Below are 24,596 nucleotides of genomic sequence, written 5' to 3' on the forward strand. Positions count from 1 at the left end.
GGGATCAGACGACGGGCTTGATGACGTACCCGACACCGCGCACGGTGTGGATCATCGGCTGCTCGCCGGCGTCGATCTTCTTGCGGAGGTAGGAGATGTAGATCTCGACGACGGAGGACTTGCCGCCGAAGTCGTACGACCACACGCGGTCGAGGATCTGCGCCTTCGACAGCACACGACGGGGGTTGCGCATCAGGAAGCGCAGGAGCTCGAACTCGGTGGCGGTCAGCTCGATGGGTCGGCCGGCGCGGGACACCTCGTACGACTCCTCGTCGAGCACCAGGTCACCGACGACGATGCGGGAGTCACCGGCCTCGGAGATCGAGATCTGCGAGCGACGGATGAGCCCGCGGAGCCGAGCGACCACCTCCTCGAGCGAGAACGGCTTGGTGACGTAGTCGTCGCCGCCGGCGGTGAGGCCGGTGACACGGTCCTCGACGCTGTCCTTCGCGGTCAGGAACAGCACCGGGGTGTCGTCGTTGTTCTGGCGGAGCCGGCTGAGCACCTGCAGACCGTCGAGGTCCGGCATCATCACGTCGAGCACCATCGCGTCCGGTTTGAACTCCCGCGCCTTCGTCAGGGCGTCCTGCCCGCCGTTCGCGCTCGTGACGTCCCAGCCCTCGTAGCGCAGCGCCATGGACAGCAGGTCGGTGAGGCTGGCCTCGTCGTCGACGACGAGGATGCGCAACGGCGAACCGTCGGCACGCGTGAGGCGTGGGGCTGCGGAGGGCTGGGAGATGGTCACGTCTATGAGTATCGAGACGAGTCTATGAGTCGTCTGTGGAGCAGCCAACGGCGGTCTGTGGATGATCTGTCGCCCAACATGTCCGCGTCCGTACGGTGGGCAGCATGATCCGTTCTGCTGCCTGGCCCGTCGACGCAGCTGCCGTCGACGTCGCCGCGCTGTCGGCCACGGCGCTGTCGGCCACCGCGCTGTCGGCAACCGACGGGAGGCTCGGCTCGGCCCCGACGGACCGGCTCGCGTTCGCGCGGTCGGTCGCCGCCGCCACCCCGCCCCTCACCGCGGGCACGGCCGCCAGGTCCTTCGTCACGCTCGCGGCGGTCGCCGCGGTGGACGTCGCCCTGGCCCGCACCGTCGAGCCGCACCTGGACGCGCTCTCGATCCTGGCCCAGGCGGACGCCGAGGTCCTGGCCGGCTCGACCTGGGGCGTCTTCGCCGCGGAGGGGCCGGGACTGCGCCTCGAGGCCTCCGACGACGGAGCGGGCGGGGTCGTGCTCGACGGCGCGAAGCCGTGGTGCTCGCTCGCGTCGCAGCTCTCGCACGCGCTCGTGACCGCGCACCGCGGGGACGAGCGGCAGCTGTTCGCCGTCGACCTGCGGCAGGACGGGGTCACCGCGCACGACGACGCCTGGGTCGCGCGCGGCATGCCGGACGTGCCGAGCGGTCCGGTGGACTTCGTTCGGGTCGTGGCCGTCCCGGTCGGCGACCCCGGCTGGTACCTGACCCGACCCGGGTTCGCATGGGGTGGCATCGGCGTCGCCGCGTGTTGGTGGGGCGGAGCCGTCGGGCTTGCCCGGGTCCTCCGCGACCACGCCGCCGCGCGTCCCGACGCCGAGCTGCTCCGCGTCGCGCTCGGTGCCGTGGTCGCCGACCTCGCGGACGCCGAGGACGCCCTGGCCGACGCGGCCGCGCGCATCGACGCCGACGAGGACGCCGACTGGCCCCTCGTCGCGCAGACCGTCCGCTCCCGGGTCCGCCGGGCGGTGGACGCCGTCCGCACGCGGGTCGTCGCCGCGATCGGCCCGGGTCCGCTGACGTCCGAGCCCGCCGTGGCCGCGCGGGTCGCCGACCTGGAGCTGTACGTGCTGCAGGACCACGGCGACCGTGACCTCGCCCGCATCGGCCGTATGGTCCTCGAGCGCGGCGGTGTCGCGTGGTGAGCTTCGACCACCGGGAGCCGGGCACCGACCCCGAGGCCTGGACGACGTTCCTCGACACGCTCTCCCCCGAACCGGTCGACCTGCGCGGGTACGACGCGGTCGTGGTCGTCGCGCCACACCCCGACGACGAGACCCTCGGCGCGGGCGGCCTCATCGCCACCGCTGCCGACGCCGGGATCCCGGTGCACGTCGTCCTCGTCACGCTCGGCGAGGGATCGCACCCCGACTCCCCCACGACCACCCCCGACGAGCTCGCGGCCGTGCGTGCCACCGAGTTCCGGGACGCCCTCGAACTGCTCCACCCCGAGGTCACGGCGGGGTCGCTCGGCGTGCCGGACGTCGGCCTCCGTGAGCAGCCCGACACGCTGCGCGACGCCCTGGTCGCCCGGCTCGACGCCACCCCCGGCCGCTCCCTCCTCGTCGCACCGTGGCGTGGGGACGGCCACCGCGACCACCGTGTCGCCGGGGAGGTCGCCGAGGCGGTCAGCGGCGAACGGCCCGAGGTCGACCTGCTGTCCTACCCGATCTGGGCCTGGCACTGGGACGACGCCGCCGAGCCCGTCGCGCCGTGGCCCACCGCACGTGCCCTCGCGCTGACCGACGACGTCCTCGACCGGAAGCGCGCCGCCCTCGCGGCCTACCGGTCCCAGGTGCTGCCGCTCTCCCCCGCGCCCGGCGACGAGCCGGTCGTCGACGACCGGCACGCCGCGCACCACCTGCGCCGCACCGAGTGGTTCCTCGGCGGCGAGCGCTCCCGCTCCCGCGAGTCCTTCGACGCCCACTACGCCAGGAAGCCCGAGGGGTGGGACTTCGACGGCTCCTGGTACGAGCGCCGGAAGCGTGCCGTCACCCTGGCGGCGCTGCCCCGTGAGCGGTACCGGTCGGCGCTCGAGATCGGCTGCGCGACCGGCGTGCTGACCGCGGCCCTGACCGACCGTGCCGACGACGTCCTCGGGACCGACATCGCCGCCGCGCCGCTCGAGCGAGCACGCTCCCGTGCGCCGCGTGCCCGGTTCCTGCAGGCAGCGCTCCCGGACGACTGGCCCGAGGGCACCTGGGACCTCGTCGTGATGTCCGAGGTCGGCTACTACCTCTCCCCCGGCGACCTCGACCGGACGATCGACCACGTGATCGCGTCCCTCGCGGACGACGGCGTGCTCGTCGCCTGCCACTGGCGCCACCCCGACGACGAGGCCGTCTCGAGCGGAGACGTCGTCGACGCCCGGCTCACGGAGCGCTGGCCCCGGCCCGCGATCGTCCGGCACGTCGAGGACGACTTCGTGCTGAGCGTCCTGCCCGGCCCCGGTGTGGTGTCCGTCGCACGGGGCGAAGGACTCGTCAGGTGACGGACCCGACCGGCCGGGGACCCGGCGCGGGGAGGTACCGCGTCGACGTCGTCGTACCTGCCCACGACGAGGCGGAACGGATCGGCGCCTGCCTCGACGCGCTCGACGCCGCCGTGGTGCGCCTGGCCGCGGAGCGCCCGGACGTCCGGGTGGGTGTCACCCTCGTGCTCGACGGCTGCACCGACGACTCGGCGGCGATCGTCCGCGAGCACGGGGTCGACCACATCGAGACCGCGCACGTCGGGGTCGGGCGCGCCCGCTCGCTCGGTGTCGCGCACGCCGTCCGGGCCGCCGGCACCCCCGACCCGACCGCGCAGTGGCTCGCCCACACCGACGCCGACTCGCGCGTCGACGAGTGGTGGCTCGTCCAGCAGACCGACGCGCTCCTGGCCGAGTGGCACGTGCTGATCGGCGCCGTGGTGCCCGACCCGCGCGACCTCGACCCCGAGGTCCTCGAGCGCTGGACGATCGCGCACCCGCCCGGCGCGGCACTCGGCCACGTGCACGGCGCGAACCTCGGCGTGCTCGCCGCGGCGTACACGGCGCTCGGCGGGTTCGACCCCGTCCCGGAGCACGAGGACGTCCGCCTGGTCGAGCGCGCGCACGCGCTGGGGCTCCGGGTCGAGGCGACGACGGACCTCCCCGTCGTCACGAGCGGCCGCTTCGCCGGGCGCACCCCGGGCGGCTACGCGGAGCACCTCCGGCAGACCTACGCCCCATAGGCGGTTCATCGGACGGGCATGGGGCAGCCACTGGACGGCTGCCTAGCGTCTCCTCGGTCGGCCCCGCCGCGCGTCCACTGCGCGGACGGTGACCTGGTTGCCGGCCCCCACCGAGGAGAACCATGTTCCTGACCTACCTCAGGCGCGAACTCACGAACCGCAGGAAGCAGACGGTCATCATCGCGATCGGCATGGCGCTCGCCATCGCCCTCGTCGTGATCGTCTCCTCGATCTCCAGCGGCGTGCAGACCGCGCAGTCGAGTGTGCTGCAGTCCGTGTACGGCGTCGGCACGGACATCACCGTGACGAAGACCGAGACCCCGTCGTCGACGAGCGGCGGGCGTCCGTCCTTCGACTTCGGCGACCAGGGCTCGTCGGGCTCCTCCGGCAGCACCGACCTCTCCCAGTCCCGCCTCGCCGTCACCCGCGGCACGTCCAGCCTGTCCGCCGCAAACCTGTCCGCCGTCGCCGCGACCGACGGCGTCAAGGCCGCCACCGGTGTGCTGACCCTCGAGAACAGCACGTTCTCCGGCTCGGTCAAGCAGGGCACCGACAGCAGCAGCGGCAGCGGCAGCAACAGCAACGACAGCGCCGCCACCCGACAGGCCCCGAGCGGTGACGCGGGCACCGGCGGCGGCGGCTTCGGCGGCGGCTCGTTCAGCGTCGACTCCTTCACGGTGACCGGCATCCCGGTGTCCGGCGACACCGTCGGTCCGCTGACGAGCACCGAGGTCACGACGGGCCGTGCGTTCCGGACGAGCGACGCCGGCAAGGACGTCGTCGTGCTCGACGCCGCGTACGCCAAGAGCGAGTCGAAGGCCGTCGGGGACACGCTCGAGATCGGCGGGACGAAGTTCACCGTCATCGGGATCGTCGCCTCGACCGGGTCGGCGAGCACCACCGGCTCGAACACCTACGTGCCCCTCGACACGGCCCAGGCGCTCGCGGACCTCGACGGCGAGGTGACGACCGTGTACGTCTCGGCGACCTCGTCGTCCGACGTCGCCGCGGTGAAGACCGCCCTGCAGACGAAGCTCTCGGGCGCCACGGTCTCCACGGAGGCCGACCTCGCCTCGAGCGTGTCCGGGTCCCTCGCCACGGCCTCGAGCCTCGTCGCGAACCTCGGCCGGTGGCTGTCGATCCTCGTCCTCGCCGCCGCGTTCCTCATCGCCATCCTCTTCACGATCTCCGGCGTCACCCGGCGCACCCGCGAGTTCGGCACCCTCAAGGCCATCGGCTGGTCGAACGGTCGCATCACCCGGCAGGTCGCCGGCGAGTCCCTCGTGCAGGGCCTCATCGGCGGCGTGATCGGCGCCGCGGCCGGGCTCATCGGCATCCTCGTCATCAACGTCATCGCCCCGACGGTCTCCGCCAGCGCCGCGACCACGACCGGCCGCGGCCCGGGCTCCGGCGGGATGCCCGGTGCGGCAGCCACGGCCGCGGCCGGCAGCGGCACGACCGGCGGGGCCCCCGCCGGCGGGTTCGGCGGCGGCGCGAGCACCGCGGCCACCATGGACGTCGTCCTGCACGCGCCCGTCACCGTCGAGGTGTTCCTCCTCGCGATCGGCCTGGCGGTCCTCGGCGGACTCGTCGCCGGTGCGCTCGGCGGCTGGCGCGCCTCCCGGCTGCGTCCCGCCGAGGCCCTGCGGAGCGTCGCCTGATGCGCACGACGTCCCAACCCCACGACCACACCGAACAGCCCGAAGGAGCCATCGTGACCACGACCGCGACCGCAGCCGGCACGGACGAGCGGGACACGGCCTCCCGGCCCGTCTACCGCCTGACGAACGTGAGCAAGACGTACCAGCAGGGGAAACGGACCGTCAGCGCCCTGCGGGACGTCGACCTGGTGGTCCCCGCGGGGCAGCTCGTGGCGATCCAGGGGCCGACCGGCGGCGGGAAGTCGACGCTGCTGCAGATGCTCGGCGCGCTCGACCGGCCGAGCGCGGGATCGGTGGAGCTCGCCGGTCGTGACGTGGCGACCCTCGGCGACCGGGCGCTGACCGACCTGCGGGCCACCGAGATCGGCTTCGTCTTCCAGAGCTTCAACCTGATCCCGACCCTGACCGCGCTCGAGAACGTCGAAACGGCGTTCGCGGGCTCGCTGGCGAAGCAGTCCCGGCACCAGGTGCGCCGACGTGCCACCGAGGCGCTGCAGGAGGTCGGCCTCGGCGAACGCCTGGACCACCTGCCCGCTGAGCTCTCGGGCGGGCAGCAGCAGCGCGTCGCGATCGCCCGCGCGCTCGTGAAGGACCCGCGGGTGCTCCTGGCGGACGAACCGACGGGGGCGCTCGACGAGGGCACCCGCGATGAGATCATGGCGATCATCGAGCGGCAGTGGCGTGACCGCGGCCTCACCGTCGTGATCGTCACGCACGACTCGTGGGTCGCGGGGCGCGCCGAGCGGCGGCTGCTCCTGCAGCAGGGGCAGGTGCGCGAGCTGCCGCCGCGCCCCTGACGCGGCCGACCCACGGTGACCGCCTGGAGGCCCGGTGCGGGTCCACGAGACCGGCACCGGGCCTCCAGGCGGTCATGTCCAGGCGCTCGGGCGGGACGCTCAGCCGGCGACGGGGTAGTCGCAGTACGCGAACCACATCGAGTCCGGGGCCCACGGCGGCACGTTGACCGTCCCCTGGCCGCCGTCGAGCGCGACGAGGGTCTCGGGCAGGACCGCGATCCGGGCACCGCGCACCAGGGTCCCCGGCAGCAGCCGGAGCTCCACGCGGTGGTCGGCCGGGTGGCCCTGCACGCCGGGCTCGTACGACAGGTACAGCAGGTGCGCGCCGTCGGGCGAGACGTGCGGGAACCAGTTCACGCGGTCGTCGGTCGTGATCTGCACGGGGTCGCTCGAGCCCGCGCGCAGGGCGACCAGCTGCGCGGTCCCGGGGGTGAAGCGCTCCGAGTTGTACACGAGCACGTCGCCGGCGAACGAGCAGCCGTCCGTCGGGTGCTCGTCCCGCGTCACGAAGGTGGTGTCCCCGGAGGTCGGGTCGACGAGTGCCACGTCGGTGGTCCAGACGCCGTCCTCGGACAGCTCGCCGACGATGGCCGCGAGCGAGGACCCGTCCGGTGCGATGCCGTGCAGGTAGTACTTGCGGGCGACGGGCAGCGCCTGAGCGACGTCGGTGATCCGCTCGCTGGGGCCGCCGGCGGGCAGCGGCACGCGGTAGAGCTCGCCGTTCCGGGCGCTCACCACGACCGACGTGCCGGACGGGTCGAGCACGTGGTCGTTGTTGATCTCGTCGACGCCGTCCATCGGCACGGGCACGAGCGCGGTCTCGTCGAGCACGGTGTCGTCCCCGGGTGCGGGCAGCGGCAGCAGCCACAGGTCGCCGTTGCCGTTCAGCACGAGGGTGTGGTCGTCGAGCACGTTCGGGGCCTCGACGAGCACCGTGTCGGACGCGAACACGAGCCGTGCGGTCCTGGTGGCGACGTCGTACACGTGCACGCGGCTGGTCTGTCCGGGCAGCAGCTGCCGCCCCCTGGTGTCGCTCATGGGTCCATCCTCCTGGGTCGAGCGGAAACGAGACTCGGCCCGGCGGACGTCCTGCGGGGTCTGCACCCCGCACGATGTCCGCCGAGCCGAGACTCGGTCGGGCGTGCGGCCGCCCTACTTCACCGCACCGGCGGTCAGGCCGGCGACGAACTGCCGCTGGACCACGAGGAAGGCGATGACGACGGGGATGCTCACCACGAGGCTCGCCGCCATGATCTGGTTCCAGTACACGTTCGTCTGCGTCGAGTACTGCTGCAGACCGACCGCGAGCGTCTGCCCGTTGCCGTTCGTCATGACCGAGGCGAAGAGGACCTCACCCCACGCCGTCATGAACGAGTAGATGCCGACCGCCACCAGACCCGGGCGGGCCGACGGCAGGATGATCCGGAACAGTGCGCCCATCGGGCCCGAGCCGTCGACCATCGCGGCCTCGTCGAGCTCACGCGGGATCGTCTCGAAGTAGCCCGCGAGCATCCAGATCGAGAACGGCAGCGTGAAGGTCAGGTACGTGATGATCAGGCCGAGCCAGCTGCCGACGAGCTGGATGCCGAGCGTCTGCCCGAGGTTCGTGAAGATCAGGAACAGCGGGAGCAGGAACAGCACGCCGGGGAACATCTGCGTGGAGAGCACCGTCGTGGTGAAGGCGCTCTTGCCCTTGAAGTTCCAGCGCGACACCGCGTAGGCGGCGAACGTGGCGATGATGAGCGAGAACACCGTCGCGACCGTGCAGACCACGAGCGAGTTGATGAAGTACTGGCCCAGCGGGACGGTCGACCACATGTCGATGAACGGCTGGAACGTGATCCGCGTGGGGATCCACGTGAAGTCGTTCTGCACGTCCCCGAGCGGCTTGATGGCCGTGGTGATCATCACGTAGAGCGGGACGACCGTGAAGATCGTCAGGAGCGTCAGGACGACGACCTTGAAGGACTTGGCGCCGACTGTTTCACGCACGGACGGACCTCCGGTTGGTCACGGCGAGGTAGATGCCGGTCACGATGAGCAGGAAGATGAGGAGCAGCACGCTCATCGCGGCACCGGAGCCGAAGTTCCAGGTGATGAACGACGCGTTGTAGATGTGGAAGCTGAGCAGGTCGGCTGCCGGCGGCTGCGCGGTGGAGCCGAAGAGCACGAACGGCGTGTTGAAGTCGTTGAACGTCCAGAGGAACATCACGAGCACGAGCGTCACGTTCACCGGGCGGACCATCGGCAGCGTGATCGAGCGCCACTGGCGGAACGGCTTGGCGCCGTCGACCGATGCGGCCTCGTAGACGTCGGCCGGCACGGACTGCAGGCCCGCCATCAGCATGAGGAACGCGAAGGGCCAGGTCTTCCAGATCGCCACGACGACCACGGCCACGAAGGCGTTGTTGCCGATGAGCCAGAACGGCGCCTGGTTGAACAGGTGCAGCTGGTCGACGAGCAGGTGGTTCAGCGCACCGGAGTCACGCTGGAACATGAACTTCCACGTGATGACGCCGGCGTACATGGGCAGTGCGTACGGCACCAGGAACAGGGTGCGGAACAGGCCGCGACCTCGGAACTCCTTCTGCAGGGCGACCGCTGCCGCCATGCCGAAGCCCCACGAGAGCCCGACGACGAGCACGGTGAACGCGCACGTGATCAGGAACGAGTTGAGCAGCCCACGGCCGATCGCCTGGTTGAAGTCGATCGCGACGGAGTAGTTGTGCAGCCCGGCGAACGGCGCGGCACCCCAGTTCGCGATGAAGTACTTGGTGAGCTGCACGAAGCTGATCCAGATGCCGACGAGCATCGGCACGATGTGGATGAGCAGCTCGAAGAGGATGGCAGGACCGACGAGGGCGTACGGCAGCCACTGCAGGCGGCGCTTCCCCCTGGGCGGAGGACCCGACAGCGTCGGGGCCTTCGTGTGCGTCAGGTCGATGGCCTCGGAGTCAGGCAGGACCGTCGTGGACATGGGCAGGGCCTTTCGGCGTCAGGAGTTCGAGTCTGGTGGTGCGGGGTGGAGGCCCGGGGCGGTCCTGCGGACGCGCCCCGGGCCTCCGGGCTGGGTGTGGATCAGCCGTTCGCCTGGGACACCTGGTCCTGGGCGGTCTGCAGTGCGGACTTGATGTCGCTGGCGGAGACGGTGCCACCGGTCGCGATCTTGGCGAACATGTCGTTCATCGCCTTGCCGACCGTGGACTCGAACTGGTCCTCGGCGGGCACCAGCGGGAGCGGCTTGGCCTTGTTGTTGTAGATGTCGAGGAACGTCTTCGTCTGCTCGTCAGAGACCGAGTCGGCGGCGGCGGCGAGCACCGGGAGGGCCGAGTACGGCTTGTCGAGCGTGGTCTGCGTGTTCGCGCTCGTCATGTACTTGACGAACTTGAGCGCGCCGTCCTCGTTCTTCGTGTTCTTGAAGATCGACAGGTTGATGCCGGCCGGGAAGCTGGCGATGTCCTTGCCACCCGCGGGTGCAGGCAGCGCGACGACGCCGTACTCGTCCGACTTCATCCCGAGGGAGTCGATCGTGTTGTTCGCGTTGTTCTGGTTGAGGATGAACGCGGCCTTCTTGTTCGCGAAGTCCGTCACCGACTGGGTCGCGTTGTCGTACTGCGCGTTCGACGGGTTCGCGACCTTCGACACCTGCATGAGGTCGAGGTAGCGCTTGATGCCGTCGACGTTGGCCTTCGAGGTGAAGGTCGGCTTGCCGCTCTTGTCGAACCACTCGCCGCCGTTCTGCGCCGAGTTGATGAACGCGAAGTGCGCGTTCTCCGTGTACGAACCACCCGCGAGGCTGAAGCCGTACGTGCTGCCCGTGGTGAGCTTCTTCGCGTCGGCGACCAGGTCCTCCCAGTTGGTGGGCGGCGTGATGTTCGCGTCCTTGAGCATCTGCTTGTTGTAGTACAGGCCGTAGGCGAGGCCGTAGAGCGGGACGCTCGTGACGGTCTTGCCGGGGGCACCACCGGTGGAGAGCGCGACCTTGCCGAACTTGTCGGCACCGCCGATCGACTTCATCTCTGAGTCACCGAACTCCTTGAAGGCGCCGGTGGCCTGGAGCGAGGTCGCCCAGGTGTTGCCGATGTTGACGACGTCCGGGCCCTGGCCCGAGGTGACGGCGGTCTGGATCTTCGTCTGCAGGTCGTTCCAGCCGATGACCTGGAGGTCGACCTTGATCCCGGTCTCCTTGGTGAACTTCTTGAGGACGGGGGTCAGCACCTCCTTGTCGTTCTGCAGGGACGTGCCCTGGTTCGACGCCCAGTAGGTGAGCGTCTTGGAGTCGCCGGAGGAACCGGACCCTCCGGCGGAGCAGGCTGCGAGGCCGGTCACGGTGAGTGCCGCAGCCGCGGTGATGGCCAGTGCGCGGGTGACAGTGCGCATGACTCTCTACTTTCTCGTCGTTGAGATGGTGCAAGGGGATGGTGCTGTGCTCCGGGAGGAGCGGTTCGGGTGCTGCTGTGTTCGGTGGTGCGGGTGTTCGGTGGTGCGGGTGTTCGGTGGTGCGGGTGTTCGGTGGTGCGGGTGTTCGGTGGTGCGGGTGTTCGGTGGTGCGGGTGTTCGGCAGCTCAGACCAGGGTCTGTTCCGCGGGGTCCCAGCCTTCGGTGAGGGTCTGGGACGGCGACACGGTGCTCGTCACGAGCACCGCCTCGCCACGTTCTGCGGCCTCGGCGATGGAGACCATCACGTCGAGGACGTGGAAGGCGAGGGCCCCGGGGACTCGGTTCTCCTCGCCGGCACGGAGGGAGCGGGCCAGGTCGACCACGCCGGTCCCCCGCGAGTAGGTGGAGCCGACGGCCGGGATCGTCTCCGGCTCCTCGGAACCGAGCGCGTACAGCTCGGTGTCGCCGTCGAAGTTGTTCGGGTCGGGGAAGACGACCGTGCCGGTCTCGCCCGCGATCTCGACGAAGCCGGTCCGGCCGCGGTCGGACTCGAACGAGAAGACGCTCTGTGCGCTCCCGCCGTCCTCGAACTCGATGAGCGCGGAGTGGTTCGTCGGGACGTCGACCGGGAACTCGGTGCCGGCCTTGGGGCCCGAGCCGATCGTGCGGGTGGCACGGGACTTCGACGCGGTGGCCGTGACCTTCTTGACCGGGCCGAAGGCCTGGACGAGCGTGGTGATGTAGTACGGGCCGATGTCGAACAGCGGGCCGGCGCCGTAGGCGAAGAGGAACTCGGGGCTCGGGTGCCACGACTCCGGGCCGGGGCTCTGGAAGAGCGTCAGGCCGTTCAGCGGGGTGCCGATGCGACCGTCGCGGATCGTCCGGAGGGCGGTCTGGAGCCCGGCGCCGAGGAAGGTGTCGGGGGCGACGGAGACGGTGACGCCCGCTGCGGCTGCGGCGTCACGGAGCTGCGTGGCGCTCTCGCGGTCGAGGGCGTAGGGCTTCTCGCCCCACACGTGCTTGCCGGCGGCGACGGCCTCGAGGGCCACCTCGACGTGGGCGGCCGGGATGGTCAGGTTGACGACGATCTCGATGTCGTCGTCCGCGAGCAGCTCCGCCACGGTGCCCGAGGCGGGGACGCCCCACTTCTCGGCCTGGGCGGCGGCGCGCTCCAGGTCGATGTCGGCGATGCAGCGCACCTGCACGTCGGGGAAGACCGTGAGGTTCCCGAGGTACTGGTCGGAGATGACCCCGGCGCCGATGACGCCGACGCCGACGGGGCCCGTCTTCCGGTTGGTCGCGGTGGTGGGGGCCGACGTGGTGTCGGTCGCGATGTCGGTCATGCGTGTGCTCCCTGCAGGAATGCGTACGAGTCGGCGACGGCCTGGAACACGTCACCCTCGTGGTCGTCGAGCTCGATCACGTGCTGGGCGTCCGGCGCCGCGGCGATGATGTCCGCGATCGGCATGATGCCGTTGCCCACGGCGACCTGCTTCGTGTCGTCGTGCGAGCCGTCGCCGTCCTTGACGTGCAGGAACTGCACCTTGTCGCCGTACTTGCCGATGATCGCCACCGGGTCGTCACCGCCGACCGTGACCCAGTAGGTGTCGAGCTCGAGCACGACGTCGTCGGACAGCGCGTCGGCGAAGACCTCGTAGGCGCTGACGCCGTCGATGCGGTTCGAGAACTCGAACGCGTGGTTGTGGTAGCCGAGGGTCAGACCGTGGTCGGCGGCGCGGGGTGCGAGGGCGCTCAGTTCGCGGGCGATCGCCTCGACGTCATCGCGGGTGGTCCAGCGGGCCTCGTCGATGTGCGGGTCGATGAGCGTGCCCGTGCCGACCGTCGAGGTGGCGTGGAAGATCTGCTCGAGGTCCTGCTCGCCGGCGTCCAGCAGACGGGCGTGGCCGCTCGGGGCGACGAGGCCGGCGTCCCGCAGGGCGGTCGCGTACTCGTCGGCGCGGTCGACGTAGCCGAAGAGCTCGACGTTCGTGAAGCCGATGCCGGCGAGGCGCTGCAGCGTGCCGGGCAGATCGGCCGAGAGCGCGTCACGGACCGTGTAGAGCTGGACCGAAAGCGGTTGGGTCACCGGTGTTCTCCTCATCGAGTTGGTGCGGGTCGTCACTGACCGATCGTCACACTACGAGTACTTCTGTCGGTCGTCAAGCAGAAGTCCGCAGACGTTCGACGCACTTCGTTGCGTGGCGCATTCGAAGTGTGTTTCACTCGCACCATGGTCGACTCGGCACGGACGGCAGCGTCGCCTCCGGTCGGGACGAGCGAGCTCTTCCAGATCCTCCGCGACGGTGTGCCGCGGACCCGGTCGGAACTCGCCGCCCTGACGGGAGCAGCACGCTCGACCATCGGCGTGCGCCTGGACGCCCTCATCGACGTCGGTCTCGTCGGCGCCGTCGAGACGGCCGCGTCCACGGGCGGACGCCCGCCCGCCCAGGTCGCGCTCCGGCCCACCTCCCGCCTGGTCATCGCCGCCGACCTCGGCGCCTCCCACGGCCGCGTCGCGGTGACGGACCTCGTCGCACGGCCGCTCGCCACCCGCGAGGCCCAGATCGACATCGCCGCCGGCCCCGTCCCCACGCTCACCTGGCTCGTGCAGGCCATCGACGAGCTCCTCGACGAGGTCGGCCGGACCCGCGACGACGTCATCGCGATCGGCATCGGCGTGCCCGGCCCGGTCGAGTTCTCCACCGGACGCCCCGCGAACCCGCCGATCATGCCCGGCTGGGACGGCTTCGACGTCCCCGCGTGGCTCCGGCAGCACATCCAGGCCCACGTCCTCCTCGACAACGACGTCAACATCGCCGCACTCGGCGAACGGGAGCACGGCTGGGCAGACGTCGACCACCTGCTCTTCGTCAAGGTCGCCACCGGCATCGGTTCCGGCATCGTGTCCGAGGGCCGACTCCAGCGCGGTGCCCAGGGGACCGCGGGCGACATCGGCCACGTCCGGGTGTCCAGCGCCGGCAGCGTCCCCTGCCACTGCGGCAACACCGGCTGCCTCGAGGCCGTCGCGTCGGGCCCCGCGATCGCCCGCTCGCTCCGGGCCAAGGGACACGACGTGCACACGAGCGCGGACGTCATCGACCTGGTCACCCGCTCGGACCTCGACGCGATCGGCGCGGTGCGACAGGCCGGACGCGACATCGGCGAGGTCCTGGCGACGTGCGTGTCGCTGATGAACCCGTCGGTGATCGTCCTCGGTGGCTCGATCACCCAGGCCGGGGAGCACCTGCTCGCCGGTGTCCGCGAAGTCGTCTACTCCCGCTCGATGCCCCTCGCCACCGAGCACCTCGTCATCGCGCAGTCCCGCGCCGGCGGCATCGCCGCACTGCAGGGAGCCGCCGCACTCGCCATCGGGTACGCCCTCTCCCCCGCCGGCGTCGACGAGCTCGTCACCTACGCCGAGGGCCGGGAGCTCGTGTCCTGACCGCGCGCCGGTTCCGGCACGTCGGTGCGCGGGTGGAGAATCGTCTGGTGACGATCGTGCAACCCACCCTGTGGGACAGTCTGGAGGCCCTGGCCGGCCCCGACGCGTCCCCGGCGGTCGCGCACACCCCGCCGGTCCGACGCGACAGCTTCACCGCCCTGCGCGGGCACACCGAGCGGATCGTCGCGCACTCCTCGGACCGCGTCGCCTGGCTCCGCGCCCGCGCGATGGGCATCACCGCCACCGACGTCGCCCGGCTGGCGTCGCTCCACGCGGTGGAGGCCGTCGTCACCGACAAGCGGTACGGCTCCCGGTTCTCCGGCAACGTCTACACCGAGCACGGCAAGGACCGCGAGCCCGTCCTCGCCGCCTGGGTCGCCGCGACCCACGGGATCCTGCCGTCGGCGCACCTGTTCCACGCCGCAGCGAACCGCGCGCACCTCGCCACCCCCGACGGCGTCGGACACGACCGCGACGGCCGCCTGCTGCTCGCCGAGATCAAGACCACGGCGAACGGCTGGAAGCGCATCCCCCGCCACTACCTCCGTCAGGTGTGGTGGCAGCAGTACGTCCTCGGCGCCGAGCGCACCCTGTTCGTCTGGGAGAAGCACGACGACTTCGTGCCCGTCGCCGACGAGCCCGAGTGCCGGTGGATCGACCGCGACGACGACCAGATCCGCGGGCTCGTCGGCCTCGCGGACATCGTGCTCGACCGCCTGCGCACCGCGCGCTGACCGGTCAGAATCGACACTGGACCTGCCCTCGGTCCTGATCTATGCTGACCGCACTGCAGCCCCGGACCCCGGCCGCCGTGATGATCCGCACGCGACGACGACGACGCCGTTCGCGGACCTGGCTGGCCGAGCGCACCTGATCCGCCCTCGACCGACCGGCGGAGTGCCGGACCCGACGGGCTCCGCCGGTCCCAGCCGGGACCGAGCGTCCTGGCGTGCTTCTCGTGCCGTCAGACCCGCACCAGCCTGAGCCGACTCATCCCGACCACCAGGATCCCCATCAGCCCGATGAACACCGCGACGCCGAGGCTGTACAGCGCGACGACGCCGTAGCCGTAGCCCTGGCCCGGGTCGAGGAACGGGTACGGCACCCAGCCGTCGGTCGCACCGCGGACCAGGACCACCACCAGCCAGACCGCCGGGTAGATCAGGAACAGCCAGACGTGCCGGAGCAACAGGCGCGCCCGGTCCGAGAACAGCAGCCAGTCGAGGACCGCGTACACGGGGATGACCCGGTGCAGCACGTCGTTCGACCACTGCACGGTGAAGGACTGGTCGAGCGACGCGTGCACGAGCAGGGTGTTGTAGACGATGCCCGTCGTGGCGATGTACACCGTCGACGCACCGCGGAACACCGACGCCGCCACGCCTTCGCGCTGCCGTTTCGCCGCGGCGACGAGCGTCACCGCCAGCGCGACCGCGATGAACACGTTCGACTGGATCGTGAAGTACCCGAAGAAGTTGAACGGGTTGAACGTCGGACTCGCGATGCTCCGCAGGAACTGCGCGATGATCGCGGCGACGACCAGGACCACGGCGACGAGCCGGAGGGTGTTGACGAACGTGCGCACGGTGCCACGCTAGTGGCCCGGACGCACGAACGCCCCGGACCGATGTCGGTCCGGGGCGTTCGTGATGATCAGATCAGGACGATCAGATGCTGTTGACGTCGAGCGGGATGCCCGGCCCGAAGGTCGTCGAGACGGCGCCCTTCATGACGTAGCGGCCCTTCGAGGCGCTCGGCTTGAGGCGGTTGATCTCCTCGAGCGCGGTCGAGATGTTCTCGTCGAGCTGCTCCGGGGTGAACGAGGCCTTGCCGACGACGAAGTGCACGTTGGAGTGCTTGTCGACGCGGAACTCGATCTTGCCGCCCTTGATGTCGTTCACGGCCTGCGCGACGTTCGGGGTCACGGTGCCGGTCTTCGGGTTCGGCATGAGGCCACGCGGGCCCAGCACCTTGCCCAGACGACCGACCTTGCCCATGAGCTCGGGGGTCGAGACGGCGGAGTCGAACGAGGTGTAGCCCTCGGCGACCTTCGCGATGAGCTCGTCGCCACCGACCTCGTCGGCGCCCGCGGCGATGGCGGCCTCGGCCGCTGCACCCGTCGCGAAGACGATGACGCGGGCGGTCTTGCCGGTGCCGTGCGGCAGGATGACGGTGCCGCGCACCATCTGGTCCGCCTTGCGGGGGTCCACGCCGAGCTTCAGCGCGACCTCGACCGTGGAGTCGGTCTTCGCAGAGCCGGTCTCCTTGGCCAGGGCGACGGCCTCGGTCGGGGTGTAGAACTTGTCGGCCTGGATCTTCGCGGCCGCGGCCTGGTAGGCCTTTGACTTCTTCGCCATGGTGGTCTCCTTGCGAGATACGTGGTTGGCGAGCCGGCGAGGCTCTCCCACGGAAGGGTGTCTGGGGTGTGTGCCTGAGGCGGTGAGGCCTAGGCCTCGACCGTGATGCCCATCGAGCGGGCGGTGCCGGCGATGATCTTCGCGGCCTGCTCGATGTCGTTGGCGTTCAGGTCGGCCTGCTTGGTCTCGGCGATCTGACGGACCTGGTCCATCGAGATCTTCGCGACCTTGACCGTGTGCGGGGTCGCGGACCCCTTCTGCACACCCGCAGCCTTCTTGATGAGCTCGGCGGCCGGCGGGGTCTTGAGGATGAACGTGAACGAACGGTCCTCGTAGACGGTGATCTCGACCGGGACGACGTTGCCGCGCTGCGACTCGGTCGCGGCGTTGTACGCCTTGCAGAACTCCATGATGTTCACGCCGTGCTGACCGAGCGCCGGACCGATCGGGGGTGCCGGGTTGGCGGCGCCCGCGTTGATCTGCAGCTTGATCAGGCCCGTGACCTTCTTCTTCGGTGCCATGTTCGCTTTCCTCCTGGGATCGAACGCACGGGGAATCCGTGCACTCTCCCGCGTGGCCGGCGGATCCGGCTCGCGGTGACGAGCCTGCAGCGCGGACGCCGCAGACCCAAACTCGATGAGTCTAGTGGATGTGTGACCGCTAGAGCTTGGTGACCTGGTCGAAGCTGAGCTCGACCGGGGTCTCGCGCTCGAACAGCGAGACGAGGACGGTGAGCTTGCCGCTCTCCGGCTTGATCTCCGAGATCGACCCGGGGAGACCCGCGAACGAGCCCTCCTTGATGGTGATCGTCTCGCCGACCTCGAAGTCGACCTCGGCGGCCGGCTGGGCCTGCGTGAGGCCGGAGCCCTTGCCGCCCTTCGTCGGTGCGGTCTCGGCGACCTGCACCAGGGACTTCAGCATGCCGAAGGCCTCGTCGAAGCGGAGCGGGGTGGGGTTGTGCGCGTTGCCGACGAAGCCGGTGACACCCGGGGTGTGCCGGACGACGGACCACGAGTCCTCGTTGAGGTCGAGGCGGACGAGCACGTAGCCGGGGATCCGGACGCGCGTGACGAGCTTGCGCTGACCGTTCTTGATCTCGACGACGTCCTCCATCGGGACCTCGACCTGGTAGATGTAGTCCTCCATCGACATCGAGACCATGCGGTTCTCGATGTTCGACTTCACGCGGCGCTCGAAGCCCGCGTAGGAGTGGATGACGTACCACTTGCCCGGCTTCATCCGCAGCTCGGCCTTGAAGGACTCGTACGGGTCGACCTCGGCGGGCTCGTCGTCCTCGGCGTCGGCGTCGTCCTCGGCCACGATGGTGACCTCGGTGTCGGGAGCCAGGTCGACCTCGGACTCGGGCGCGATCGCACCGAGGGTGTCGGAGGACTCCTCGGCGGCGATGGTCGCGTTCGCCTCTGTAGGGGTCTCGTCCTCGAGCTCGGTCTCTTCCTCGTCCTCGACGGCTTCGACGGCGGCCTCGGCCTCGTCGGGGGTGTCGATCTCGAGTGCGTCGTCGACGACGGCGTCGGCTTCGGGGTCGCGGGACTCGGCGAGGGCGGTCAGCGTCTCGTCGATGCCGTCGACGTCACCGTCGTCCGGCTCCGCGCTGAGACCGAGGGACTCGTCGTCCTCGTCCTCGATGCCGATCGCACGCTCCTCGGCGGACTCGGCCGAACGGCCTTCGCCCGTCTCGACGTTGCCTTCCTGGTTCTCCTCCACCTCGGAGGACTGCTCTGCAGCGGTCGCGAGGTCGATGTCGTCGCGGGAGTAGTCAGACACTGTCGGTTCTTTCCGTTCGGTGGTTCGGATCGGGTTGCGGTCGGCCCGTTGTCCGTGCGGACGAGGTCCGTCGGCACGGTCTTCGATCTGCGCCGACGACGACCGCTGGCGGCCTGCCGGTGGGTCGGGACGGACGTCCGAGCGGGTCAGGCCGTGGGGCCGTTGCCGAAGACGTACCCGACGCCGAGGCCGAACACGAAGTCGAGGATCGACACGAGGACCATCATCACGACGACGAACACCAGCACGACGCCGGTGTAGCTGAAGAGCTCCTTGCGGGTCGGCGTCACGACCTTGCGGAGTTCGCCGATGACCTGGCGGATGAACAGCGCGATGGCAGCGAACGGCCCGCGGCGCGTGGCCCGGTCCTGCTTCGCCTGGGCGACGACGTCGTCCGCCGTCGTGTCCATGTCTTTGCTGGCCAACTCGTCACCTTTCCAGATGTGCAGGGCGGACAGGACTCGAACCTGCAACCTGCGGTTTTGGAGACCGCTGCTCTACCAATTGAGCCACCGCCCTTCAGGAGACGCTTCGTCTCCCGAGTGGACACGTCCGCCATCAGGCAGGCCGTGACCACCGCAGATGAGTGTACGGGAGTGCGTCACGCGGTGTCCACTTGAGCGGTGCTCCGGCGTGCCGCGCCGATAGGCTGGGCCGGTGAGCACCGCAGCCCCCGGCCCCGAGTCCACCGCCCACCAGCGACCGCGCATCGCCTCGCGCATCGCCGCGATCGCCGAGTCCGCGACCCTCAAGGTCGACGCCAAGGCGAAGGCACTGAAGGCAGCCGGTCGCCCGGTGATCTCCTTCGCTGCCGGTGAACCGGACTTCGCGACGCCGGACCACGTCGTCGACGCCGCGGTCGCCGCCGCGAAGGACCCGAGGAACCACCGCTACACGCCCGCGACGGGCCTGCCCGAGCTGAAGCAGGCCGTGGCCGACAAGACGGCCCGCAGCTCGGGCATCACCGTCGACCCGTCCCAGGTGATCATCACGAACGGCGGCAAGCAGGCCGTCTACCAGGCCTTCGCCACGATCGTGGACGACGGCGACGAGGTCCTGCTCCCCGCGCCGTACTGGACCACCTACCCCGAGGCGATCCGTCTGGCGGGCGGGGAACCCGTCGAGGTCTTCGCCGGCAGCGACCAGGGCTACCTGGTCAAGGTCGAGCAGCTGGAAGCGGCACGCACCCCGAAGACCAAGGCGCTGCTGTTCTGCTCCCCCTCGAACCCGACCGGCGCCGTCTACTCCGCCGAGCAGACCCGAGCCATCGGCGAGTGGGCGCTCGAGCACGGCATCTGGGTCATCAGCGACGAGATCTACCAGGACCTCGTCTACGACGGCATCACCTTCACCGGCATCCTCGACGCCGTGCCCGCCCTCGCCGACACCACGATCCTGGTGAACGGCGTCGCCAAGACCTACGCCATGACGGGCTGGCGCGTCGGGTGGTTCATCGGCCCGGCCGACGCCGTCAAGGCCGCGTCGAACCTGCAGTCGCACCTGTCGTCGAACGTGTCGAACGTGTCGCAGCGGGCGGCCATCGCAGCGCTCACCGGGCCGCAGGAGCCCGTCGTGGCGATGCGCGAGGCCTTCGACCGCCGCCGGAAGGCCATCGTCGACGGGCTCAACGCGATCCCCGGCTTCGTCACGCCCACACCGGAGGGCGCCTTCTACGTCTACCCCGACGTCACGGCGCTGCTCGGCCGCGAGTGGGCCGGCAGCACCCCGACGACCACGCTCGAGCTCGCGGACCTGGTCCTCGAGCACGCCGAGGTCGCGGTCGTCCCCGGCGAGGCCTTCGGCCCCTCCGGCTACCTGCGGCTGTCGTACGCCCTCGGTGACGAGGACATCGCCGAGGGCGTCGCCCGCCTGGCCGCGTTCTTCAGCTGACGCGCGCCCGCGCATCCCGCGCACCCAGACATCGCGCCCCGTCGCACGCATCGCGCCCCGTCCCGACGGGGCGCGATGCCGTTGCGGGGGCGCGACCGGTGGGTCCGGTTCGACCGGGAGGCCCGGCGCGGTTCAGGCGAGCAGGTCGCCGACCACGACGGGCTCCGGTGCGAGCGTGACACCGAACCGGTTGAGGACGCTCACCTGGACGTAGCGGGCGAGTTCCGCGACCTGGGCGGCGGTCGCACCGCCGCGGTTCGTCAGCGCGAGCGTGTGCTTCGTCGAGATCCCTGCCCGCGAACCGGCGATGCCGTACCCGCGGTGGACCCCGGCGTGCTCGATGAGCCAGGCGGCGCTGAGCTTGACCTCGTCGCCCGCTGGCCACCGGGGCGCGTCGGCCGGCAGGCCCTCGGCGAAGCCCGCCGAGACGATCGGGTTCGTGAAGAACGACCCGGCGCTCCGGGTGTCCGGGTCGGCGGCGTCGAGGACCATGCCCTTGGACGCCCGCAGTCCGAGGACGGTCGAGCGCACGACGGCCGGGTCGACCCGCGCACCGAGCTCCACACCGAGTGACCCCGCCAGCTGGGCGTACCGCACCGGGACGCCGCCGTCGGTGTCGGTGCCGAGGGCGAACTCCACGGTGAGCACGACGCCCCGGCGACCGTGCTTCAGGGTGCTCGTGCGGTACCCGAGCTCCAGCTCGGCGGCGTCGAGCCAGGCGCGCTCCCCCGTGGCCGCGTCCAGGAACTCGACGCGGGTGAGCACGTCGGAGAGCTCGACCCCGTACGCCCCGATGTTCTGCACGGGGGACGCACCGACGGTGCCCGGGATGCCGCTCAGGGCCTCCAGGCCGGTGAAGCCGAGCTCGACGGTCGACGCGACGAACGCGTCCCACGGTTCGCCAGCGGCGACACGGACGGTGACGCCGTCGGCGGTGCGCTCGTGCTCGACGCCGCGCGTGCGCACGAGGACGACGGTGCCGTCGAAGCCGCTGTCGGCGACCAGGAGGTTGCTGCCACCGCCGACGACGAGCCAGTCGTCGTCGTCCCAGGCGTCCTGCACGTGCGCGACGAGTTCGTCGGTGGTGTGTGCCACGAGCAGGCGGCCCGCGTCGCCACCGACGCCGAGGGTGGTGAGGTCGGCGAGCGTCGTCGTTGCCATCGTCAGTGGAACGCCACGGTGACCTGCGCCTTGCCGAGCACGGTCTGCCCGGCGGCGGTCACGATGAGGTCGATGCGGGCGGGACGGCCCTGGTCGTCGACGGTGCCGACCTTGGCGACGACGCCGACCGTGGCGCCCTGCTCGGGGTCGACGACGACGGGACGGGTGAAGCGGACGCCGTACGACACGATCCAGCCGCGGTCGCCCAGCCACTCGGACACCGGCTGGACGGCGAGGCCCATCGTGAGCATGCCGTGCGCCAGCACGCCGGGGAGCCCCACGGCGGCGGCGACGTCGTCGCGGTAGTGGATGGGGTTGAAGTCGCCGGAGGCCCCTGCGTACCGCACGAGCGAGTCACGGGTGAGGTGGACCTCGTGTTCGGCGACGACGGTGCCGACCTCGGCGGTGGTGGTGTCGGTGGTCATGCGTCGTCTCCTCGGACGACGAGGGTCGACGTCGCCGTGACGACGTGCTCCCCCGTGGCGTCGGTCATGGTGCTCTCCGCCGTGACCATCGCGTTGCCGCCGAGGGTCTTGACGCTGGTGACGGTGAGCGTGGCGGTGAGTTCGTCACCGGCGACGATCGGCCGGGCGTACGTGAACTTCTGCTCGCCGTGGACCACGCGCGAGAAGTCGATGCCGGCGTCCGGTGCGGCCAGGAGCTGCGCGAGGGTGGCTTCCTGCACGACCACCGCGAAGGTCGCCGGTGCGACGACGTCGTCGTGGCCGGCGGCTCGCGCGGCGTCGACCTCGTGGTGGATCGGGTTCGTGGCGAACGTGGCGCGGGCGAACTCGCGCACCTTCTCACGGCCGACCAGGTACGGCGGGGCCGGCGGGAACGTCCTGCCGACGAGCTCGGGGTTCACTGACACGACCGGCAGTCTACCGACGCCCCCGGACACCGCTGGAGTCCATGAGCACGCATCGGTTATCCTGGCACCGGTGGCGTCGGGGGACGTCGCCAGGCCCGGCACCGCCCGGGTCGTCACGACTCTTGGGGGGAACCATGGAGGACACGATCGAGTTCGCCGTCCACACCGGCGATCGTCTGACCGCGATGGAGGCCGCGGGCTCCGCGCTCCGCACCGCCGGGCACCGGGTCGATGCCCTGCCCGGCTCCATCACCGCCACGACCGGCAACCGCGTCCTGACGACGCTGCTCGGGGCGATGGTCCACCCGTCGCGGGAGTACCGCCGCTACGAGGTCGTCGTCTCGACGACCGGGTGCCAGTCGCTCCTGACGCTCCGGCACGCCGGACACGGGACGGCGGTCGCCGGCGGGTCGATCGGTGCGGCGCGGCGACGTGCGCGCTGGCAGCAGGTCACGTCGTCGGTCGAGGGGGCGCTGCGGTCAGCGGGCGTGCTCGTCGGGCGGGTGGACCGGGCGCGGTAGCGCGACGGGTCGCGACATCGGACGGGAGGCTCGGTGGCGGTCCGGCACCGAGCCTCCCGTCCGGCGGCGGTGTGCGCTGGTACCGCACCACGAACGTGGGCTCGCGCCGCGGACGTCCCTGGCGCGAGCCCACGTCGGTGGTGCCGCGCCACTTGACGCCCGAGGCGGGCGGAGCGACGCACGACGCGCGTGGCACGACCCGGAGGCACGCCCCCCGGGAACGACGAAAGCCCGGCGCGGACGCCGGGCTTGCGGTAGCGAGGGCGGGACTTGAACCCGCGACCCCACGATTATGAGTCGTGTGCTCTAACCAACTGAGCTACCCCGCCAGAGATCCGGCGCTGTGTTCACGCCGGGTCGGAGCCCCGAGTCAGGATTGAACTGACGACCCCTTCCTTACCATGGAAGTGCTCTACCACTGAGCTATCGGGGCGTGTACCGCGAGCGGCACCACACGAGGATAGCAGAACCCGGACGGTGCTCCAGAACCGACTGCGACGCCCGGGCGTGCCGTCCGCGGAGGTCAGTTCGCGTTGGCCCTGAGCCACGCCAGCGGGTCCACCGGCACGCCGTCCAGGTGCACCTCGAGGTGCAGGTGCGGGCCGGTCGAGTTGCCGGTGCTGCCGACGAGCCCGAGGACGTCGCCGACCTCGACCTCCTGGCCCTGCATGACCTGGAAGGAGTCGTCCTGCATGTGGCCGTACACGCTCGTGAACTGCTTGCCGTCGACCTCGTGCTCGACCCAGACGTCGTTGCCGAAGCCGCCGTCGTGCGCCTGCACCTTGACGACGGTGCCGGCGGCGATCACGTGGATCGGGGTGCCAGCACCCGGAGCGAAGTCGACGCCCTGGTGGTTCGTGGAGCAGAACGAGCAGCCGGCGACCTGGCGTCCGCCGAACCCGGAGGTGATCGGGACGCCGGTGGGGAACGGCCACTGGATCGTGCCGGCGGGGTCGTTCGTGAAGGAGGAGGAGTCCGTGACCTTGGGCTGCGCTGCGGCGGCCGTCACCGTGTAGGCGTCGCGGTCGATCGACCCCGTGGTCGTGTCGCCGGAGCGGAAGTCCTGCGCGTCACCGGCAGCGGCCGCGGCCGCGAGCGGGGACCCGGGCTCGGCGGTGTACAGCGCCTGGGCGGGCAGCGAGGTCGACACGACGAGGCCGGCGGCGAAGAGCAGGGCGCCGACGGCGGTGACGCGGGAGGCGTTCCGGCGGAAGGCCACTCCCCCGCGCTGGGTCGTCGCCGCGGGCCGCGGGACGGCGCCGAGGTGACGGGTGGCTCGGTCGACGCGGACGGCAGCGGGAGCGGCCTTCGCGGCGGGGACGGCTGACTTCGCCGTGGACGCGGACTGCACCGTGCGACGCCGGCTGCCGGCACGCTTCGTGGTCGGTGCGACGACGGGCGAGCTGGGCGCGGGAGGAGTCACGGGGCCGAAGGCGGACTGCGGCAGGACCGGGGACGCGGGGGCCGGCGGCGTGACGGGCATCGCTGCGGCCGAGTCGTCGGCGACGGGCGAGACCGGAGCTGCGCTCGACGGAGCAGCGGCGACCGGAGCCGGCACGACGGCGGTGTCCGACGACGACATGCGCTGGACGCCCTGCTTCACGGCCGCGCGTTCCGCCTCGATGCGGGCTCGGCGGGTGAGGTGCGTGACCGGAGTCGGGTGCGGGGACTGCGCCGTTGCGTCGGTGGTGGTTCGTCCGGAGACGACGGGCGAGAGCGGAGTCTGGGGCATACGTGCGGTGATGATCCTGATCGAGGCAG

The 24,596-nt window shown here is 70.9% G+C and carries 25 protein-coding genes and 3 tRNA genes; 9 read left to right on the forward strand and 19 right to left on the reverse strand.

What is annotated here, in order from left to right; translation table 11 throughout:
* Nucleotides 1-4: 4 nt before the first annotated feature.
* Entirely contained in the window at nucleotides 5-745 is a 741-nt protein-coding gene (locus tag ITJ54_RS07875; RefSeq protein WP_194627066.1) for a response regulator transcription factor, read from the reverse strand.
* Nucleotides 746-849: 104 nt separating this feature from the next.
* Between ITJ54_RS07875 and ITJ54_RS07880 the strand changes: the two genes are divergently transcribed.
* The 5 genes from ITJ54_RS07880 to ITJ54_RS07900 all read left to right on the forward strand — a co-directional run bounded on the left by ITJ54_RS07880 (nucleotide 850) and on the right by ITJ54_RS07900 (nucleotide 6,428).
* Nucleotides 850-1,902 (forward strand): acyl-CoA dehydrogenase, encoded by a 1,053-nt coding sequence (locus tag ITJ54_RS07880; RefSeq protein WP_194627068.1) that lies wholly within the window; start codon nucleotides 850-852, stop codon nucleotides 1,900-1,902.
* Nucleotides 1,899-3,248, forward strand: coding sequence for a bifunctional PIG-L family deacetylase/class I SAM-dependent methyltransferase (locus ITJ54_RS07885; RefSeq protein WP_323741635.1), 1,350 nt, complete (start codon nucleotides 1,899-1,901; stop codon nucleotides 3,246-3,248). Before ITJ54_RS07880 ends, ITJ54_RS07885 begins: the two co-directional genes overlap by 4 nt.
* Complete coding sequence (locus ITJ54_RS07890; RefSeq protein ID WP_194627072.1) at nucleotides 3,245-3,970, forward strand: glycosyltransferase; 726 nt, start codon at nucleotides 3,245-3,247, stop codon at nucleotides 3,968-3,970. The genes ITJ54_RS07885 and ITJ54_RS07890 overlap by 4 nt, the downstream gene beginning before the upstream one ends.
* Before the next feature lie 122 nt (nucleotides 3,971-4,092).
* Nucleotides 4,093-5,631, forward strand: coding sequence for an ABC transporter permease (locus tag ITJ54_RS07895; RefSeq protein ID WP_194627074.1), 1,539 nt, complete (start codon nucleotides 4,093-4,095; stop codon nucleotides 5,629-5,631).
* Nucleotides 5,632-5,684: 53 nt separating this feature from the next.
* Nucleotides 5,685-6,428 (forward strand): ABC transporter ATP-binding protein, encoded by a 744-nt coding sequence (locus ITJ54_RS07900; RefSeq protein WP_323741637.1) that lies wholly within the window; start codon nucleotides 5,685-5,687, stop codon nucleotides 6,426-6,428.
* A gap of 99 nt (nucleotides 6,429-6,527) precedes the next feature.
* On the opposite strand, the gene ITJ54_RS07905 is transcribed toward ITJ54_RS07900, so the two are convergent.
* The 6 genes from ITJ54_RS07905 to ITJ54_RS07930 all read right to left on the reverse strand — a co-directional run bounded on the left by ITJ54_RS07905 (nucleotide 6,528) and on the right by ITJ54_RS07930 (nucleotide 12,894).
* Complete coding sequence (locus ITJ54_RS07905; RefSeq protein ID WP_194627078.1) at nucleotides 6,528-7,466, reverse strand: hypothetical protein; 939 nt, start codon at nucleotides 7,464-7,466, stop codon at nucleotides 6,528-6,530.
* Between the two features lie 114 nt (nucleotides 7,467-7,580).
* Nucleotides 7,581-8,420 carry a carbohydrate ABC transporter permease gene (locus ITJ54_RS07910; protein WP_071270201.1) on the reverse strand — a complete coding sequence of 280 codons (840 nt, stop codon included), beginning with the start codon at nucleotides 8,418-8,420 and terminating at the stop codon, nucleotides 7,581-7,583.
* Nucleotides 8,413-9,405: a carbohydrate ABC transporter permease gene (locus ITJ54_RS07915; RefSeq protein WP_194627079.1), complete on the reverse strand. Its 993-nt coding sequence runs from the start codon at nucleotides 9,403-9,405 to the stop codon at nucleotides 8,413-8,415. Before ITJ54_RS07915 ends, ITJ54_RS07910 begins: the two co-directional genes overlap by 8 nt.
* A 101-nt stretch (nucleotides 9,406-9,506) precedes the next feature.
* Nucleotides 9,507-10,808 (reverse strand): ABC transporter substrate-binding protein, encoded by a 1,302-nt coding sequence (locus ITJ54_RS07920; protein ID WP_194627080.1) that lies wholly within the window; start codon nucleotides 10,806-10,808, stop codon nucleotides 9,507-9,509.
* 185 nt (nucleotides 10,809-10,993) lie between these two features.
* Entirely contained in the window at nucleotides 10,994-12,151 is a 1,158-nt protein-coding gene (locus ITJ54_RS07925; RefSeq protein WP_194627081.1) for a Gfo/Idh/MocA family protein, read from the reverse strand.
* On the reverse strand, nucleotides 12,148-12,894 hold the full coding sequence (locus ITJ54_RS07930) for a sugar phosphate isomerase/epimerase (RefSeq protein WP_323741638.1): 747 nt from the start codon (nucleotides 12,892-12,894) through the stop codon (nucleotides 12,148-12,150). Before ITJ54_RS07930 ends, ITJ54_RS07925 begins: the two co-directional genes overlap by 4 nt.
* Before the next feature lie 144 nt (nucleotides 12,895-13,038).
* On the opposite strand from ITJ54_RS07930, the gene ITJ54_RS07935 reads away from it, so the two are divergent.
* The gene (locus tag ITJ54_RS07935) at nucleotides 13,039-14,250 is read left to right on the forward strand and encodes an ROK family protein (RefSeq protein WP_194627082.1); all 1,212 of its coding nucleotides are present in this window, start codon (nucleotides 13,039-13,041) and stop codon (nucleotides 14,248-14,250) included.
* Nucleotides 14,251-14,297: 47 nt separating this feature from the next.
* Nucleotides 14,298-14,984 carry a YqaJ viral recombinase family protein gene (locus ITJ54_RS07940; protein ID WP_194627083.1) on the forward strand — a complete coding sequence of 229 codons (687 nt, stop codon included), beginning with the start codon at nucleotides 14,298-14,300 and terminating at the stop codon, nucleotides 14,982-14,984.
* Between the two features lie 230 nt (nucleotides 14,985-15,214).
* On the opposite strand, the gene ITJ54_RS07945 is transcribed toward ITJ54_RS07940, so the two are convergent.
* The 6 genes from ITJ54_RS07945 to ITJ54_RS07970 all read right to left on the reverse strand — a co-directional run bounded on the left by ITJ54_RS07945 (nucleotide 15,215) and on the right by ITJ54_RS07970 (nucleotide 18,911).
* Nucleotides 15,215-15,835: a Pr6Pr family membrane protein gene (locus tag ITJ54_RS07945; RefSeq protein ID WP_194627084.1), complete on the reverse strand. Its 621-nt coding sequence runs from the start codon at nucleotides 15,833-15,835 to the stop codon at nucleotides 15,215-15,217.
* A gap of 82 nt (nucleotides 15,836-15,917) precedes the next feature.
* On the reverse strand, nucleotides 15,918-16,607 hold the full coding sequence (rplA, locus tag ITJ54_RS07950; protein WP_071270183.1) for a 50S ribosomal protein L1: 690 nt from the start codon (nucleotides 16,605-16,607) through the stop codon (nucleotides 15,918-15,920).
* Between the two features lie 89 nt (nucleotides 16,608-16,696).
* Nucleotides 16,697-17,128, reverse strand: coding sequence for a 50S ribosomal protein L11 (gene rplK / locus ITJ54_RS07955; RefSeq protein WP_071270180.1), 432 nt, complete (start codon nucleotides 17,126-17,128; stop codon nucleotides 16,697-16,699).
* A 139-nt stretch (nucleotides 17,129-17,267) separates the two neighbouring features.
* The gene (gene nusG, locus ITJ54_RS07960) at nucleotides 17,268-18,392 is read right to left on the reverse strand and encodes a transcription termination/antitermination protein NusG (protein ID WP_194627086.1); all 1,125 of its coding nucleotides are present in this window, start codon (nucleotides 18,390-18,392) and stop codon (nucleotides 17,268-17,270) included.
* A gap of 146 nt (nucleotides 18,393-18,538) precedes the next feature.
* Nucleotides 18,539-18,802: a preprotein translocase subunit SecE gene (gene secE, locus ITJ54_RS07965; protein ID WP_175481264.1), complete on the reverse strand. Its 264-nt coding sequence runs from the start codon at nucleotides 18,800-18,802 to the stop codon at nucleotides 18,539-18,541.
* 36 nt (nucleotides 18,803-18,838) lie between these two features.
* Nucleotides 18,839-18,911: transfer RNA gene (locus ITJ54_RS07970), tRNA-Trp, on the reverse strand.
* Nucleotides 18,912-19,049: 138 nt separating this feature from the next.
* On the opposite strand from ITJ54_RS07970, the gene ITJ54_RS07975 reads away from it, so the two are divergent.
* Nucleotides 19,050-20,282, forward strand: coding sequence for a pyridoxal phosphate-dependent aminotransferase (locus ITJ54_RS07975; protein ID WP_194627088.1), 1,233 nt, complete (start codon nucleotides 19,050-19,052; stop codon nucleotides 20,280-20,282).
* A gap of 132 nt (nucleotides 20,283-20,414) precedes the next feature.
* Here ITJ54_RS07975 and ITJ54_RS07980 read toward each other — a convergent pair whose 3' ends face one another.
* From ITJ54_RS07980 to ITJ54_RS07990, 3 genes are read right to left on the reverse strand one after another with little or no spacing between them, the layout of a single operon-like run.
* On the reverse strand, nucleotides 20,415-21,443 hold the full coding sequence (locus tag ITJ54_RS07980) for a UDP-N-acetylmuramate dehydrogenase (RefSeq protein ID WP_194627090.1): 1,029 nt from the start codon (nucleotides 21,441-21,443) through the stop codon (nucleotides 20,415-20,417).
* A 2-nt stretch (nucleotides 21,444-21,445) separates the two neighbouring features.
* On the reverse strand, nucleotides 21,446-21,868 hold the full coding sequence (locus tag ITJ54_RS07985; RefSeq protein WP_194627092.1) for a MaoC/PaaZ C-terminal domain-containing protein: 423 nt from the start codon (nucleotides 21,866-21,868) through the stop codon (nucleotides 21,446-21,448).
* The gene (locus tag ITJ54_RS07990) at nucleotides 21,865-22,314 is read right to left on the reverse strand and encodes an FAS1-like dehydratase domain-containing protein (RefSeq protein ID WP_194627094.1); all 450 of its coding nucleotides are present in this window, start codon (nucleotides 22,312-22,314) and stop codon (nucleotides 21,865-21,867) included. Before ITJ54_RS07990 ends, ITJ54_RS07985 begins: the two co-directional genes overlap by 4 nt.
* A 134-nt stretch (nucleotides 22,315-22,448) precedes the next feature.
* Between ITJ54_RS07990 and ITJ54_RS07995 the strand changes: the two genes are divergently transcribed.
* A complete protein-coding gene (locus ITJ54_RS07995; protein ID WP_194627096.1) occupies nucleotides 22,449-22,835 on the forward strand; it encodes a hypothetical protein in 387 nt (128 codons plus the stop codon).
* Between the two features lie 255 nt (nucleotides 22,836-23,090).
* Here ITJ54_RS07995 and ITJ54_RS08000 read toward each other — a convergent pair.
* From ITJ54_RS08000 to ITJ54_RS08010, 3 genes are all read right to left on the reverse strand, one after another.
* Nucleotides 23,091-23,164 (reverse strand) — tRNA-Met (locus tag ITJ54_RS08000).
* A gap of 32 nt (nucleotides 23,165-23,196) precedes the next feature.
* Nucleotides 23,197-23,268: transfer RNA gene (locus tag ITJ54_RS08005), tRNA-Thr, on the reverse strand.
* Between the two features lie 90 nt (nucleotides 23,269-23,358).
* A complete protein-coding gene (locus ITJ54_RS08010; protein WP_194627098.1) occupies nucleotides 23,359-24,567 on the reverse strand; it encodes a M23 family metallopeptidase in 1,209 nt (402 codons plus the stop codon).
* Nucleotides 24,568-24,596: the final 29 nt, after the last annotated feature.

Origin of the sequence: Curtobacterium sp. VKM Ac-2865, from assembly GCF_015350905.1 — a bacterium.
Lineage (GTDB): Bacteria > Actinomycetota > Actinomycetes > Actinomycetales > Microbacteriaceae > Curtobacterium.